The sequence below is a fragment of the Microscilla marina ATCC 23134 genome (assembly GCF_000169175.1).
GTDB lineage: Bacteria > Bacteroidota > Bacteroidia > Cytophagales > Microscillaceae > Microscilla > Microscilla marina.
In genome coordinates this window covers 89,025-106,251 of sequence record NZ_AAWS01000016.1, presented here as the reverse complement: position 1 = coordinate 106,251, position 17,227 = coordinate 89,025, and the positions used below count along the sequence as shown (strand labels likewise).

Here is a 17,227-nt window from a genome sequence, read left to right as displayed (position 1 = left end):
AGGGTAAAAACAGGACACATTAACTACATTACACTGCTATTATTTTACTTTCTCAACCCTACACTCAAAACTGCTTCGCCCAGGGCTTGTGGCATCATATACTTTGATTACATACACCCCCGCCGAGAGTTCGTGCAGGTAGATTTGGTGCTGGTGGGTACGACTTGCCCAATGCCCCCTGGTTACTACCTGCCCTTGCAGGCTGATGACCTGCCAACGGATGTCGGGCGAAGGCACCAGGCCTTGGGGCAACACCAGGGTCACTGCTTCCCTCACTGGATTGGGGTAGGCAAGCAGTTTAGTAGCATGTGGTTTTGACTGTCCATTTAACCCCGTGACCGTATTTTCATCAGCATCACGCCCGGCATTCACAGGCACTTTTGCCGTCGCTACCTGATAGATGCTTCTGCTTTGATAATCTGCTACAAATACCAATACCTTGAGCCCGGCAAGAATAGATTGGTTGCCCATTTGCCAACTGAATTTAAGGCTTTGAACTTCATTTTTTTGCCAAGTACTCTTTCTAAATACTCCTGCCGCATCGGGCAACATCTTGCGCAGAACCTGAGCGTAGGTTTCGCCTGTGCTACTGGCTACCCGACTACTGTCTACAATGGCGGCGTGAAAAACCACCGAGCGTTCAAAGGCTGTTAAGGCAGTGATCTTTGCTGAGATTTCGAGCGATTTGTTTTGCCATTGCATAGGATCAATTGTAATAGCAAAAGCTGCTGGCAACAAGGTCTCTTTGAGTAGACTGTCTTTGAGTTGTGCTGTAGACAAGGAATCTTTCACCCTGCCGTTTACCACCATAGCGGGTACGTTACGCAAACCATAATGCAAAGCTCTGCCACTGGGGTCTTTGGAGTTTTCACTGTTGAACTCGTCTATCATGGGGAAGCTGGTGTGGTAATGAATACTCACGGTTTCGCTGCTACTCATTACCTGAGCTAATTCATTACTTTTTACCTGAGAATTTGCCACTCCCTGATTGGTAAAATATTCCAGGAGTGCCACCCGGTTGCGGTTGCGAAGCTCAAAATTGTCAAAAGTAATCCCTTGGTACGTGCTGCCCGGTGGGTTATCAGGATTGGAGCCAAAAGCAAACCTGAACCGGATGATGTTGGGATTGGCAGCAGCAGCAGGTAAATTAGAAATGGCTCTATCCAAGGCAATGCGTGCCGTGCGCCAACCTTTGAACTTGCCTGACCAACCCTGAGCATCGCCGTTGCTAGTCGTAAAACGATCACCTGGTTTGCCCAAAATGGGAGTGGTATTGTACCAGCCAATCCCTTGATCTACTGCTCCCAGGCGTTGCCAGGTCTTGCCATCGTTTAGAGTATAAAGCAACACCAACCCATCGGCACCTGCATCAGTATCGAGCTTGTAATCGAACGAAAGCACGGGACGGGTCAGCTCACTAATATCAAAGGCAGGGCTTGCTACATAAGACTGCTCGTGGTGGGCATAACCGTCTGGCATTTGCCAGGCATCATTTACAAGTTGCCAGCTGCTGCCTTCGGTAGTGCTCTCTTTGGCTATAGTACCGTGGGTAAGCCAGCCACCTGCGGTGTTTTCGAAACTACTATAGTAAGGAGTCGTTTCAGTGACTTTTATTAATGGAAAAATATCGATGCGGCGGTGCAGCGTATAAGCCGCCACTGAGGTGCGAATGGTCAGACTTACCTCATAGGTGCCAGGATATTGATACTGGTGCACGGGGTGTTTGGCGCTGGAAATTGCCCCATCGCCAAAATTCCAGGCATAGCTCTGGATAGAGTCACCCACGACTAACGACAAGTTGGTGAAGCGGGTAGGGCGGGGGTTCGTCTCCCCTTTACCGACAATATACTGCCCCGCAAAATCAAAATCTACTTTGAACGCCTGGCTGATTTGTTCGCTACAACCGGAGGCATTGGTGGCGTTTAGGCTATAATTCAGTAATGGAATGCTTCCTTGCTTGTCCGGGCTTACCGGATAAGACACGCTCGCGGTGGTGGCGATCAAATTACCAAAATTCCACGCCCAACTTGACACAAGAGTGCCAGCAACCGCAGTAAAACGGAGGGTATCCTCGTTCCAACGCCTTTCGGCTACTACCTGCACGCTCGCGGGTGGGTCAATTACTTCAAAATACACCGTTGTATCGCGGCTGGAGGTGTTGGCGCAGCCCGTGCTGCCTGTGCTGGCAAGTGCTAAAAACAACTCATATCTACCCGCCACGAAGTCAGCAGGGTTGAGTAGGTTGCCCCCCAAGGCTTTTTCTTCACCCGTGGCTGTATTTCTTGCAATAAAACCGGGCAAAAGCGGGGTGAGTACCCCGTTTTTGAATGCTGACAACATCACAGGTGAGTCGTTACTGCAATACTCAGCAGCAAGCCCGGTGAAACTAAGGGTAGGCAAGGGTTGGATAGTAATAGTATAGGCAACTGAGTGATTTACGCAACCATTGGCATTGGTATAAGTATAGCGAATGAGGTACTGCCCGGCGTTGAGGTTGAGCTCGCTCGTTTTGGCATCCGTTGGAATGGCGGCTTCGCCTGAACCAATAATAGGAAAAGCAGGCAACCAGCGATCAGTAAGCGCTCCACTTTGTGCCACCAAGCGAACAAAGGAAGCCGACGCTGGTTTATTGCCTGCCAAACGTTTAATTTCAAACTTGCCTGCGGTAAGGTAGTCAGCAGGAGGCGTAGTGTCGTTGCTAAATATGGGGGCGAGCACCACCGAGGTAGCATCTCCTGCGCAATAACTGCGCTCAGCGTTGAATCCTGCAATACTGAGCGTGGGTAATGCCTTGATGATAATGGCTACCTCAGCGCTTTTAGTGCAACCATTGAGGTTTTGGGTCACTTTAAGACTGCCGTTGGCGTTGCCCCACTTGATCGTTATCTGAGCTTGATTGCTTGCTCCAACAATTTGCCCGTTTGTTACCTGCCAACTGTAGGTGCCGCCGCTTGCGTTGCCAACCTGATCTAAAGTATAAGTCACCGTTTCACCAGCGCAGGGGGTCAAATCCCCTACAATGCCGGGGGCAGGCAGGGCAAAAACTTTCACCGCATAGTCGGTAATGGTAGTACAACCATTGCGGGTTTGGGCAAGGCGCAAGATTTTGTTGGTTCCCGTAGAGGTACCTCCTGACCAAACTACCGATGCCGTCGCCTGGCGGTGGATGCCTCCCACAAAAGTAGCCCCCCCTGCGGGTGCCGACCATTCAAATTCATCGGTGGTGGCAGCAATGCTGGAACTATAATTATAAATAGAGCTGCCATCGCCGCATACCTGGGCGCCTGTGCCTCCGGTAATGCTTTGGGCGGGAGGGGTCGTAATCTGAAAAGCCACCTTGATGGGCACGCTTGCCCCGGCCTGGGTGACCTCAAAACGGTAAGTCCCTGCCCCGTAGTGTTTATACAAGTCTTGACCGCTAAAGGTGTAGCGGTAGTTGTTGCCACTGATCAGCCGCAAGTTTAAAGGGATCAGGGTGTTTGTAGGGCTGTAAAGTTTTGCCCCCAACGCCGAACTTAGATTGGCAATGGTGACGGTTTGAGAAGCCGCTACATTGCTGCAATAACTCGTAGCAAGCCCCAATACCACCGCGTCGGCATCGTATACGCTGAAAGAGGTGCTCACCGTCACCGTACAATTGTTGATGGCATACTCATAATACACCTTGTAACCCGTGCCCGGAAAAAGTAGTCCTGGATAGAGTTTGTTACCAACTACACCATCGCCCCGGAGCGTGCCTATGCCTCCAGCGGGGCTGTTGGTCACGGTGATATTTACCGGAGAAAAATCGTTGTCAGGAAAGCTCGTGGCGGGTAAGCTTACCTTGGGGTTGGGTGGGGTGGCCACCCGAATGGTTTTGCTGCGTGCCGTAGTACTTATTTTGCAATCATTTACGCTTTTGACCTGTAGCAGTTTGTTTCCCAGGCTTGCCGAAGTTGCCATGTCCAGGGTAATCATATTGTCAGCGGTATAATACTGATCTGCCGATACCTGAATTGCCTGGGGATCGTTGCTGGCAAGAAAGCCAACTGGCAGCTTCCACAAATAGCCTGTGACATCGGGCACTGGAGCTGCCGTGTAGGTAAAGCCATTGCCCCCGGCACACACTACGCCAAAGCCCTCAATATTTGTTGGGGCAGGAAGCGCACTGCTTGTGGTGGCATTGATGCCTTGTACCGTAGCAAAAACGGCACTGGTAGTAAGCCCCGTAAAGTGGGCGTAACCACTCAGGGGTTTTAACTGGGCTACTGCTCCTGCGGTCTTACTTTTAGCCAATACTTCCAGCCCGCTCAGCACAATGCCCCCTACCTTGGTAGTACCCACAAAATCATAGTCTATGTAGAGTTTGCCTGATTTTAACTTTACAGTAGGAGCAAGAAAATCGCCAGGGGCTCCCGTCACCACTACCACAGGTGACTTACTGATGATAAAATCGGGATGATCAAATGCAAGTACCAAAGTGCCCTTCCCTACCATAAACGAACCAGGGCTTTGCTCGCTGATGATAATGGGCGATAGAGTGACTGCTTTGCCACTGTTGCAGGCAGTAGTAAGCGTAGCAGGAATAACTGCCACCGGGTCGGCAAATGTACTTTCTTCTACTACCGAGGCACTTTCTTCTATATAAGTAGTGGTGGCAGCCAGCGTGGTAATGGCAAAGCTGGTGCTCCGTCCCCGAAGTTGGGTTTGGGCATAGGAGGGCTGGGCAAGGCTCCAGAGGAGCACGCAAAATAGGGTGAATGTTTTCATCTTTTTTTAGTCAGTAGTTGGTAGTCAGGAGTCGGTAGATGACTTGAGCTACCCTGGGTTGGGTTTAGAGTTTGATTCTTTTATTGGTCTTTTAGTCCATAGTTGGTAGCCTATGGTAGCTCCCGACTACCGACTCTCAACTCTTGACTTACTAAAAAACAGCACCTTGCACTATGGGAAACAAATTTAATCGCTGTGTAAACAATTGAAATGCGGCAAGGCACTGCTTGAGAATTATAAACTTTTTGGAATTACGAATTGGCTTACACGGTGCTTATCGTAATTGCTTAATTCATAATTAATTAAACTGAGGAACACGATTTGCCATTTGCCTGGTCCCCAGACTTACACTGCGTACTTTATAAAGCACCGAAGGCGCGTGTTTGGCTCCGGTCATTGTCCAGATGTAGCTGTTTTCGCGCAGATTTTCGTTGGCAAGCTCAAACTGGAGGTACTCCACACTGGCAGGCAAGTTGGGATGGGTCAAAGGAGTAAAGGTGGGATATTGTTGAAAAAAACTCAATACCGCATCGAGGTACTCCATTCCCTTGAGGTAGTCTTGCTGGTCGCGTTGTTCTTCTTTTTCGTGCACCGATAACAGCAACATCAGGTTAAGGTGATAAGGTGCTCCGGAGTCGCTGGTACGGCTACGTTGCACGGTGCGTTCTTCCTGGATGTCGAGCAGGGTAATGACTACCTGATTGAGCGCCGGGTCGAGGGTAGACTTACCATCGCGGCTCACGAGTTTGTCTACCACCACGCTAAATGTGGTAAATGAGTTTTGCATAAACTGACTTGTCAGGTGCTCGGTCAATGCACTTTGTAATAGTCGTAGTATAGGAGTAATCATTTGATATATTAATTTAGATGGTTTTATTGTTTTAGAGTTCTATTGCTTTATGGTTGGACAAAGCCATTCATAATTCCGAAAGACTTGTAATTAATTGACGATGCAAGGTTAGGGAGAAAGGCAAGCGAAAGGCAAAGTTTGTACGTTAAAGTCCGTTAAACGGTTAAAAACGAATCCTATAATTATATTAATAATATAAAAAATACAATTTCATTTACAAGGAAACTAAAAAGCTGTCTGAGAGGCTCTAAATAGGGTTTTTAGAAAAGTGTTTGGGTGGTACAAGGAGTATTGATTGTACTTTAGTGCTAAAAAATAAAACTATTAAAATCGATTAACTCCGTTTAACGCATTTTAACGTGACTTCTTTGAATTTTAGAGCTACCTGGGTGTAGTATTGCCGTCGGAAATTTTTACAAACGAAAACTAACCCACATGCCTACACATGCCGAACCAGAGCACGACTTGCAGCCGCAACATGAGATGCCACAACTTACTCACGATCAAATGCCTTTGCGTATAGATGAAGCGCTCAAAGAAAAACGCGACCCCGAACAAGTAGCTGCCCGTAAAGCCGAAAGGGAGGAGATAGTGAAACAGTATAATGAACAACAAGCGCAAGCCAAGGCAAAAGCCCAAACAACAGAAACAGTGACTGAAATAAAAAAGCCCAACCTTAAGACCTTGATGAGTAAATACCAGGGAGTGGCGCTGGTACATCGGGTGTTCGCTCACTATAGGGTAGAAATGGGCAAAGCCAAAATGCCTGCCAGCGATAAACAAATACTTGCCCAAATTTGCCGCGATTTTCACCTGAAAGCGGTAGAAGGTGGCAACCGACTAACAGCAATGCCAGGAGCCTCGAAAGCTGCTTTAGCGTTTGGTTCTACCTTTAACAAATTACGCCGCAAACACGCCCGCAGATACCAACAACAAGTACTGGTAAAACAACAAGCGTACACTAAACAGATAAACGAAGAAGAAAAGCAAAGGCTTGTGGCCGATATGCAACGCCATAACCAAAAGGAAAGGAAAACTAAGAGTAACCCCATGGACAAGAAAAAGGTTGCTCCTGAAAATGAATATCAGAAAGAAAATAGTTTTTTGAAAAATTGGGGAGTATATATTACGGGCAATGGGCAGTTTAATGTAATAGCTGGTATGAAAGGCTCAGCAAAGGGTAGTTTTGACATGAAGGCATTTGCCAAATACGCGGGTATTGCTTTTGAAGGAGGCAAGTTGAAACTTACTTTGGGGGTGGTAAAAAAGTTTTACAAGGCATTGGACACGGTGCTCAAGTCAAAAAAACAACTGGACGCCCTCAAACTAGCTGACGGGGTAGCGCGAGGACTCAAACATTTGCAGTCTGCCGATGGCAAAAGCAAGCAACTAGGCGATAATATACGCTCCCTTACAGGTATTAAAAAAGGGCTGGATGAGATGGTTATGGATGTGGTGGGTAACTTGGCAGAGCAACTAAGCGGTCATAAAAAAGAGGCCGAAAAAAAGAGTATTACGACCAGTTTTAATCAATTATTGAATAAATATCAATTGCCCTCACTAGATCATGACTTATACGCTTCTATTAGTATTAAAAACCTTCAAACTAAAGAAATCAGGAGGCAACCTAAATTTAAACCTTCTAAAAAACATCCAGGGTATTATGTTAACATGGACAGTTTTGGGAAATACTATGATGATGCAGCTCCTTTGACTACCTTTTGGAAGGTTGGAGCAAATAAAGAAATGGAACATGTAGGGCAACTAAACCAGTATAAAAAATAAATATTTAACAAAATGAAGAAAGCTTATTTATTATATCTAATACCTGTATTCTGTGTAGCATGTAACACCCACAAAAAAGCAACGTGGAGACATTTCAAAAACCTCAAGTATGAACAAATTCACCAAGCTATGATTTATCCAATGATTTTAGCCAAGCAAAAAGCAGATCAAGACTTAATGAATTTAAAGATCAAGGTAAAAGAGCAAGGAAATACCAAGGCTGGGTTACATAAAATAATGTTGGCTGAGTATTTAAAAAAAGAGACAATGGATGTCACCGGAGAGATCACCAAACGAACTGTAAAATTTTTACCATATAGCACTGATGAGGGAATATATACAGTAAAACAATTTTTGAGCAGCAAGCATAATTATTACTCTGCTCAAGGCTTGGCTAAAGCATTGAATAATTATACAAAACAACTTAAGAAAAGACACCTCAAGTATTTAAAAGATACTATTCCTTGGGCAGAACGTTACCTCCAACTAATTCCTCCTATTCAGCATAAAAATGCACCGAGTTTTGGGGAGTTTTATTTCAAAAATGCCTCACGACATGAAGCGGTACTTATACTTTATGCTATAGAGTTTGCCGTCTTAAAAGAAGCCTCAGATATATTTGAACGAATATCAAAAGACAATTAGCATAAAATGAACAAAGCAGCAATTTTATATATGTCAATAATTTTCTTCTCAGTTTTTTTTAACACTCCAGCTATAGGGCAAAACTCTCGCTTTGAGAAAGGAGCTCAAACAGGAGATGCTAGTGATCAATATTATCTTGCCAAAGCTTACAAACGAGGAGATAAAGTAAAACAGAACTTGAAAAAAGCGCGGTACTGGTATAGGCAAAGTAGCAAACAAGGTTTTCATAAGTCAATGGTGGGATTGGGTTTGTGGCATTATGAGCAACACAAATACAAAAAAGCTTTGTATTGGTTTAGACAGGCTGCCTATAGTGATGACTTTAACGGACAGTATTACCTTGGGCTAATGTATTATCGTGGGTTAGGTGTAACACAACACAAAAAACAAGCTCAATACTGGTTTGATAAAAGCTTAAAAAACGGACAACTAAAATGGAAAGTCTGGTTAGCAAAAGGTGATACACTAAAAACTTTGCAATGGCATAAACAAAAGGCGAAAGAAGGAAAAACGCAAAGCCAGTTTTATTTAGCTACCCTTTATGAACAAGGGCAAGGTGTCACCCAAGATTTGAACAAGGCTTTTGACTTGTATATAAAAAGCCTTAAGTCGGTTAAATCTCCTGCTTATGCACTTTTGGACAGTTGGGAAGATATACCTAAAAATGTTTGGACAGTTTTTAGGCAAAAAGCTGTAAATGGGAACCCCGAAATGCAATATAAACTCGCTGAATTATACAGATGTGCTTATGCATATGAAAGGGCGCTGCCTTGGTTTGAAAAAAGTGCTTTACAAGGACATGCAGTGGCACAAACGACATTAGGAACAATGTATTCATTAGGGGAAGGTACTAGCAAAAGTTATGAAAAAGCATTTCAATGGTATAAAAAAGCAGAAGCTCGGAATCGTTTTGCCCAGTTCAACTTAGGTATGATGTATTATGAAGGTAATGGCATGCCAATAGATAAAAAACAAGCCCTGTACTATTTTAAAAAAAGTGCCAAACAAGGGGTGATTAATGCTCAGATGCTATTAGTGTATACTTATGCCGTAGATTTTAAAAACTATGACCAGGCTTTTATCTGGTGTAGTAAAGCAGCAAAACAAGGTAATTCAATGGCTCAATATCAACTAGCGTTGTATTACCGTGAAGGTAAAGGAACCGAAGTTAACCCTAAACTAGAAAAGCATTGGATGAAGAAAGCTGCTGATAATGGCTATATAAAGGCAAAAATTGAGGTAAATAAATACAAAGACTAAAGAACGTAAAATTAACCCAAACATGCACTTAATCGACATCAAAACATATCCCCCAGACCTACAATGGCTCATTAGCTACATGATGGAGCGTTGTCAACAAGCTGCCAAGCCTCAAGCGTTGCCCCAGTGCCCTATGTTGCTAGAGCCTGAAGATGAATGGCTATTGCCTTTTAGCCCCGACGAACGCCTTGTCATTGCTATAGCTTTAGCCAATGCCAGCGCCCCCGAAATATGGGATATATTGTTAGATACGGCTATAGAAACAGGGTTCGAGAAACCCGCCATCAGTAGCTTGGGCTTGAGGCAAATTCCCCACACTAAATACCTACAGGCTACTATAGGCACAGTGCTCTTTTTGTTGGGCGGGCAAACGGCTAGTGATCAATCTCCTGTTTGGCAATTGTTTTTGCCTCAGACCACCCTGCGTCGTTTGGGAGTGCTTGCCTTGCCCGCTACTCGTGCTGTTCCCGCTATAGACACCGTGCTACAGCTTAGCCCTCGTTACCAATGCCAACTACTGACCCAAGAAACCTGGCAGCCCCAATACGGGGCGGAGTTTCCGGCTACCTTACTCACCACCACCAGAACCTGGAACGACCTGGTGATGGACGAAAAAACGGGGATTTTGCTCAATCAAGCCCGCAAATGGGTGCGCCACTACGACGAAGTGCGCCAACAACCGGGTGTGGTAGGAGCTAAAGGCTATCGTTTGCTGATGGCGGGACCTTCGGGCACGGGTAAAACCCTGACCGCCGCCCTGCTGGGGCAAGCCGCAGGCAAACCCTTGTACCGCATAGATGTGTCGAGCATTGTAGACAAGTATGTAGGAGAAACCAGTAAGCGCCTGCGTCAGGTGTTTGACCTTGCTGAACAACACGACTGGATTTTGTTTTTTGACGAAGGCGACGCCCTCTTTGGCAAACGCAGCAGCGGTACAGGCAGCAGCAACGAACGCTACGCCAACCAGGAGGTGGCGTATTTGCTCTACAAACTCGAAGAGTACCAGGGGATGATTTTTTTGGCGACCAACCACAAAGGAGCGATTGATGCGGCTTTTGAACGAAGATTTGATTCGCTCGTGACTTTTAGCAAACCCGATGAAGGTACCCGCCGCCGTTTGTGGCAACACTTTTTTGGGCAGGCAAACACGCTGGAGCTTGACCCGCGCATTGGCGCAGGCAATTGGCGCGAACTTGCCGAAGCTGCTCCAGTGAGCGCCGCCTGGATTGAGAAGTTTTACCAGTATTGCGTGATGCAGACCACCGCCAAACGTGACCGCTACATCAGTGCCGAAGATATGCGCACCTACTTACATTGGTTCAGTGCCGAGCGGGGTTATTTTGATGGCAAGGCGCATCGTTTGTTTTTGCGGGAATTACAGGGGTAGCAACTTCAACTAAAGTCCTCCCGAACAAGTGAGGGAACTGGTATAAAATCAATGCCAGATTAGCTACGCTGAGCACCGATATACATCGGCATCTAAGGACTCGCAAGTTCGGTTCTTCACCTGTGTTCAGTATGACGAGTGTACAGGTCTTCCCGAACACGTGAGGGAACTGGTATAAAGTGAGTGTCAAGCACTGTTATTAGAGCCAATGCAAGGGGATCAACGCCAGATGCTTCACGTGCGTTCAGCATGACTAAAAAAAACATAAAAAAATGAACAGCAATTACTTTGTTTATATCACTACCAACCCCAAGCGAACCACCTTGTATATTGGGGTAACCAATGATCTTGTAAGGCGTTTGGAGGAACACGCTAGTCAGGCGGGGAACCCTAAAACTTTTACGGGAAGGTATTTTTGCTATCACCTAATCTATTGGGAACGTTTTGATACACCACAGGATGCCATAGATAGAGAAAAAGAACTGAAAGGTTGGAGGCGAGAGAAAAAAGAAGCCCTTATCGATGCGGAAAATCCACAATGGATATTTTTGAACGATGAGATTTAAAAAGCGAGGGTTTTGATAAAATAAGTCGTTCTCTACCAGATGTTTCACTGAGGCTCAACATGACACAGGGTAGCGGCCACTAGTCATGCCAAACAAGTGAGGCAGATAAAATATAAACTTTACCAAGCAATTTTTATAATAATTCAATACAATGATTAATAGACTATTTTTATGCAGCCTTGCCCTTATGTTGTGGGCGGGTACAACACGTGCTCAAACGAAGCAAAACTATAATTTGGATATGGAGCAACTCAACGCCCAAACCAAACAGCCTGAAGGGTGGGACATGACTTTTAGTTATGGAGGAGCCAAGGGTTATATTGTAAAACCAGATGCGCAAACCGTAAAAACGGGTAAATATGCTTTGACTATTTTACCTGATGCTAATGCTGCTAACAAAAGCTTTGGTGCTTGTGCCTATGTGATACCAGCCAAATACCAGGGCAAAACCATAGAACTACGAGGCTATATGAAGCTAAAAAACGTGGGCAAAGATGGTCATGCCGGGCTTTGGATGCGCATAGATGGTGAAGAAGGTGAACCTTCTTTGGCTTTTGATAATATGCGAAAACGAAAAATTAACGGTACCCACGACTGGCAAGAGTATAAGGTAAACTTGCCCCTCTCTAAGTATGCCCTTAAAATACATGTGGGTGGGTTGCTCACCAGCCAACAAGGGCAAATGTGGATAGACAACCTGAGGCTATACGTAGACGACAAACCTTTAGCAAAAGTAGCTACGCGGGCTTACCCTCCCAAAGAAAGAAAACCCAGTATTTATTTTGAAATGAACAAAGCCAATGTACTCAAAGAGTGGCAAAAGTTTGAAAAAGTGGTAGATACGATTAAACAAAAAGTACCCCATTTTGGCTTTTATGCGGCACTGGTGCACCAAGGTGAAATTATTCGGGAGGCAAGTAATGGGATGGCAGACCGCGAGAAAAAACTACCCATGTCTGCCAATGTGGTACACGCCTGGGGGAGCATTTCTAAGATGTTTACTTCCATTGCCATTTTACAATTGGTAGAAAAGGGTAAAATCAAGCTGACCGACCCCATTACCAAATATTTACCTGAGTTGGGCAAAGGAGTAGACAGTTTGGGCGGCATGCAAGCCATTAAAATACACCACTTGCTCAACCATAACAGCGGTTATGACCGCAAGCCAGTGTACAATGCCATTGCAGACAAGTTTCCTGAGTTTGAAAACCGAGTGGCAAATTCGAAAGAAATCAAGCCATTTTTGAAATATGCCTCGCAGAAGTTTAGACCAGGGAGCAAGTACCAATACAACAATGGGGCTTATTCGCTGTTGGGCATGGTCATAGAGCGAGCAACAGGTCAAAAATATACCGCCTACATCAAGCAACATATTTTGAAACCATTGGGTATGAGCACCGCTCACTATGACAAAACACCCAAAAAACTGCAAAACCTGTTTGGCACCTCATATCGTCATAAGAAAGGTGGAAAAGTATCTACGGGAAGACCAGATGAAAGTGCAGGGATCAGAGAAGCCAATGGAGGGCTGAAAGCCAAGGTAGCAGACATGCTTAAGTTTATGGACTTTTTGAAGTTTAGAAAAAGAACAAAGTATCTCAAACGCTACGAAAAAGTATTGCCAAGGACTGTTCTGGAAAAACATTATTTTGACCTCAACTTACAAGACAGTACTCAGTATACCCAAACTTATAAAACCACCCAATACGGTTTTTATTTTGTAAATGGCTTTTTCAATATATTGGCAAACGAGGGTACAAAAAACCAATTCGAAGTGATGGGGCATAGTGGGGGTGTTCATGGTTTTTTATCTAATTTTATTTTTAGAAAAGAAACCAAGGTTCCTTATGGCATTATACTGATGATAAATACCAGTGGACAAAAGGAAACACCCGAAAGAGTTACCTTCTCTGTACTGTATAATCAGCTCAGGTATTTACTCAGAAACATCAAAATAGACTCAGGTGAAGTCAGCTGGAGTAAAATAGCAAAGCGCTATAAATAACTTTAAATACTAGTCAAGGTTCTTTGACTTTGTTGTTAAAGAACCCGACTAGTTGAATAAAATAAATGCTTCTACTATGGAACAAGAAACTGTACTCAAATACAATATCTGGAAACAAATCATTTGGATGTTACTGGGTTTGTCTCTGGTACCCGGTGCACTTTGGCTGCTGAGTTTGTACACCGATAACCTGGATGGTTGGCAATATGATGCCTGGTGGATACTTGCCCTGGGGGTGGTATGCGCTATTTTTGCGGTTTGGCATTCGGGGCGCACAAGTCATCGGTTTGTGCTACGTTCTGAAGGCATCAGCATAGACTATGAGTTGTTTTACTGGCACCACATCAACGAGGCAAGGCTTACCCAACGAGGGCGGGAGTTGCCTACCCTTACCCTATACCTACCTGATGAAACGGTGCCCTACCTGGTGCAACTGAGCGAGGCACAATATGCGGTATTGCTCAAAGCACTAAAGGCAGCACTGGGCGATAAGCTTAAGGTGAGCCCAAGGGCACGCAAGGCGCAACGGGTAGAGGTAAATACCAATATTTATCATGACCCTGATTGAGGGGCAAAAGCACCTCCCGAACAAGTGCCAAATGCTTTACCTGCGTTCAGTGTGACTAGTACTCAAGTCTTCCCGAACACGTGAGGGAACTGGTGTGAAGCTAAAGCCAGATTAGCTACGTTGAGCACCGATAGACATCGGTATCTAAGGACTCGCAAGCTCGGTTCTTCACCTGCGTTCAGCATGACTAAGAAGCAAACATTCAAATAATACAAAAAAACCTCCGAAAGCAAAGCAGGTGATCCAAAAAAGAACTGTAGTTTCACTTGTTTGTTTTTATAAAAACACAAAACGCAATAGTAAAATATAAATATAATATATAATTATAAGCCTTTTAAAGTAGCCTTTAACGCTTTTTAACGTGTAGTATTTGGCTTTAGCTTGCATCGAGGCGTAATATTGCATCATCAATAACAAAGACAAGTGCTGCTCATCAGGCAGTATAGTTGTTACACATTCAACTACAATAAATCATATTTTTTAAATTTTAGTATTATGGATAATAAGAAAAACAAACTAACCATTAAGTCTAATTGGAATAAGAATTTGACTTTATCTGAGAATGAAATGAACGTTATCAGAGGTGGAGAATCAATAGCAACAAACTGTGCAGCTTGCGAAGGTTGCCAACCCAATGCAAAAGAAACAGACGTTCCTTCGCAAGCACAATAAGGCAAGTAAAGTCAAAGTGTAAAAGCTTTGACTTTTTTATTTATCATTATAATAAAAAAACATCAATGGTCTTAAAAGCGGTAAAAAAAATATATTCAGACATCAATTGGAATGATTTGTTAGATATTAATAAAGAAAGAGTAAACATTTACGGAGGAGTGCCTGGTTTAACTCTATTCTTTGAACTATTCTGCCGCTATGAGAACCACGCATTTAAAAAAAAAGAGATACTTGAACAAATGACTGAACAAGTATCATACAGTTTAAACAACCTAGACAAACTAGAGCAAAATGCGGCACTTTCTGGGTATGCAGGGGTTTTATGGTTATTGTTGGTGTTGAAAAAACAAGGCGTGTATGACGAACTGGATGAGTACATTGAACAACTGTCAAAAGTGATTGTTGAGTCTACCAAAAATGACCTCAAACACCATAATTATGACTTATTACATGGGCTCATAGGCAAATTACTGATACTAGGAAGAGCTCATAGGACTATGCCAAACCCCGAAACAAAGGCTGCCATTGAGCGGGCAGTCAACCAAGGTTTGGAGGCAGTATTAAACGCCTCTGTTATATTAACTGACCAACAAGAAGCCTACTGGCTGAGCCCAAAGCTACACGAAGATGTAGTATCAGTAGGGCTTGCCCACGGACAGGCAAGTTATATTTGGGCACTGTCTGCCATTTGCCAAGAAGGGAAAGCCTTTATTAGCCCAAATATTCGGTCTGCAATAAAACAAACTATCCATCAAGCCTGTAATTTTCTTACCCATCGCATGCTTGTTGAGGAAGGCAACCATATTCACGTCAATTTACAAAACTACTTTTCGGTACATCAAGCTGTAGAACCTTCTACCCGCCATACCTTGAGCTGGTGCAATGGGGGCTTAGGGGTATGTATTGCCTTGACCAAGGCAAGCGAGTTACTGGAAGACAATACCATTGAAAAACAAGCCATTACCATACTCTCTGCGCTAAGCAAAATCAGGAAAGAAGATTCTAATATTTGGCAGGAGGGCAAAAATATAGATTGTGGAATGTGCCATGGTACTCTGGGGGTATTTTTTATTTTTTATATCTTGCACCGAAAGTTTGGTAATATTGAATTCAAAGAAGCTTATGAGTATTGGCTAAACCAAGCGATGAACAATATTTGTTGGAATGAACCATTTTTAGGGATGAAAGTTTGCAGTGTTGATTATGTAAATGATACAAGAGTAATGTGTTGGGATTACATGAGTGGTTTGCTCAATGGAGCAGCTGGTTATGGCTTAATCCTTTTAAGTTACTATTTGCTGGAGCAACATCAATGTACTGAAGGTGACTTACCTTGGCTAAGCATATTTATCTAACAACATTGTTCAGAACCCACTACCTTACACAAAACCATTGAAACTAATTTAATTATGCAAAAAATATTAACTTATCAGCTATTTGTAGCGCTACTCTTAACCATTCACCTTCCTTTACAGCTAAGTGCACAAGATAAAACCATCAGCAAAAAAGATCTACTAAAGGAGTGGCATAAACTAGACAAATTCAAAGAGTTTGTAAAAGCCAAACAACCCGACTTTCCTTATCACGTGGCGCTGGTATACAAGGGGAAGGTAATCTCTGAAAAAACGAACAGCTATGCTAATATTGAGAAAAAACAGAAACTCAACAACAAAACTATCCATCGTTGGGGATCAGTGTCTAAACTTTTTATGACGGTGAGCATGCTCCAGCTGGTAGAAAAAAATAAAATAAGTCTGGAAGACCCCATCACCAAATGGTTGCCCGAAGTAGGCAAAGGAGTAGACAGCTTGGGCGGCATGCAAGCCGTTAAAATTTACCACCTGCTCAACCATACCGCAGGCATCAGCATCAGAAAAGGTTATTTAATGTCTCGTAAAGACATAAAAGAACGGATGAAAAAGCTGGGGAAACCTGATCGTTTTGCCACTATCAAAGAGTTTATTCCTTACCTAAAATATACTGAACAAAAAAGACGCCCTGGAGCAAAGTACAGCTACGACAATGGCGGCTACAGCTTACTTGGAATTATTCTGGAAAGGGTCACCAAGGTGGGATTTAGAGAATATGTACAGCAAAACATCTTTGCCCCACTTAAGATGAAGAATACGTCCTACTATAAAGTGCCTGAAAATAGAGTAAAACAAGTAGAAACCTTGTATGGATGGTTTCCTGATGAAAAAACTGGTAAGCTGAAGCTTTATAACAACAACAGGAATGTTTCCCAAGGTATGTTAGGTCCCAATGGGGGAATTAAATCTACCCCCGAAGACATGGTGAAGTTTATGCGTTTTTTTAGGTTTAGAGAGTATAAACCTAGGAAGTATAAATATGAACAAGTACTTAAACAAGCTACTTTAGATAAATATATTTATAATATAACGGTAAAACAACCCAATGAAAAACAGTTTTCTACAGGGTTGATTGATAAAAAAATTAGCCGTTATAGAATCTTGGGAGTCAGTAGAAGAGATAGTAAAACAAGTAACAATGTAAGTTACGGGCATAGTGGTAAGGTAAATTTTGCTCGCTCAAATTTTATGTTTAACAAAAAACATTCAGTTGGAATAATTATGATGACAACAATGGGAGGGCAAAAGAATAGTAACGCTAGAGTATTGGCAAGCAAGTTATTTGGTCTTACATTTCAGTTTGTTTCCGAAGGCAATTTTGGCAATCTACTGAATAAAATAAATTCCGATCAACAGAAATAATAAAAGAC

General features: G+C 43.5%; 12 protein-coding genes. 10 read left to right on the top strand and 2 right to left on the bottom strand.

Translation table 11 applies throughout. The features are described from left to right. Positions 1-39: 39 nt before the first annotated feature. Together M23134_RS16470 and M23134_RS16465 are read right to left on the bottom strand one after the other, a co-directional pair. Complete coding sequence (locus M23134_RS16470) at positions 40-4,749, bottom strand: PKD domain-containing protein (protein ID WP_002698109.1); 4,710 nt, start codon at positions 4,747-4,749, stop codon at positions 40-42. Between the two features lie 298 nt (positions 4,750-5,047). Next, positions 5,048-5,599, bottom strand: coding sequence for a Pvc16 family protein (locus M23134_RS16465; RefSeq protein WP_002698108.1), 552 nt, complete (start codon positions 5,597-5,599; stop codon positions 5,048-5,050). A 435-nt stretch (positions 5,600-6,034) separates the two neighbouring features. Between M23134_RS16465 and M23134_RS16460 the strand changes: the two genes are divergently transcribed. The 10 genes from M23134_RS16460 (at position 6,035) to M23134_RS16420 (ending at position 17,219) form a co-directional block, all read left to right on the top strand. Next, positions 6,035-7,384 carry a hypothetical protein gene (locus tag M23134_RS16460; protein ID WP_045113728.1) on the top strand — a complete coding sequence of 450 codons (1,350 nt, stop codon included), beginning with the start codon at positions 6,035-6,037 and terminating at the stop codon, positions 7,382-7,384. Between the two features lie 12 nt (positions 7,385-7,396). Then, the gene (locus M23134_RS16455; protein ID WP_045113727.1) at positions 7,397-8,029 is read left to right on the top strand and encodes a hypothetical protein; all 633 of its coding nucleotides are present in this window, start codon (positions 7,397-7,399) and stop codon (positions 8,027-8,029) included. 6 nt (positions 8,030-8,035) lie between these two features. Further along, entirely contained in the window at positions 8,036-9,289 is a 1,254-nt protein-coding gene (locus M23134_RS16450; RefSeq protein ID WP_002698105.1) for a tetratricopeptide repeat protein, read from the top strand. Positions 9,290-9,311: 22 nt separating this feature from the next. Further along, on the top strand, positions 9,312-10,676 hold the full coding sequence (locus M23134_RS38320; protein WP_075164035.1) for an ATP-binding protein: 1,365 nt from the start codon (positions 9,312-9,314) through the stop codon (positions 10,674-10,676). A gap of 272 nt (positions 10,677-10,948) precedes the next feature. Next, positions 10,949-11,242, top strand: coding sequence for a GIY-YIG nuclease family protein (locus M23134_RS16440; RefSeq protein ID WP_002698103.1), 294 nt, complete (start codon positions 10,949-10,951; stop codon positions 11,240-11,242). A gap of 151 nt (positions 11,243-11,393) precedes the next feature. Beyond that, positions 11,394-13,247: a serine hydrolase domain-containing protein gene (locus M23134_RS16435; RefSeq protein WP_002698101.1), complete on the top strand. Its 1,854-nt coding sequence runs from the start codon at positions 11,394-11,396 to the stop codon at positions 13,245-13,247. A 76-nt stretch (positions 13,248-13,323) separates the two neighbouring features. Next, positions 13,324-13,815, top strand: a complete 492-nt coding sequence (locus tag M23134_RS16430) for a hypothetical protein (RefSeq protein ID WP_045113725.1) — start codon at positions 13,324-13,326, stop codon at positions 13,813-13,815. A gap of 495 nt (positions 13,816-14,310) precedes the next feature. Next, entirely contained in the window at positions 14,311-14,487 is a 177-nt protein-coding gene (locus M23134_RS41190) for a hypothetical protein (protein WP_002698096.1), read from the top strand. Positions 14,488-14,552: 65 nt separating this feature from the next. After that, on the top strand, positions 14,553-15,842 hold the full coding sequence (locus M23134_RS16425) for a lanthionine synthetase LanC family protein (protein WP_002698094.1): 1,290 nt from the start codon (positions 14,553-14,555) through the stop codon (positions 15,840-15,842). Positions 15,843-15,896: 54 nt separating this feature from the next. Continuing rightward, positions 15,897-17,219: a serine hydrolase domain-containing protein gene (locus tag M23134_RS16420; RefSeq protein WP_002698093.1), complete on the top strand. Its 1,323-nt coding sequence runs from the start codon at positions 15,897-15,899 to the stop codon at positions 17,217-17,219. Positions 17,220-17,227 lie beyond the last annotated feature (8 nt).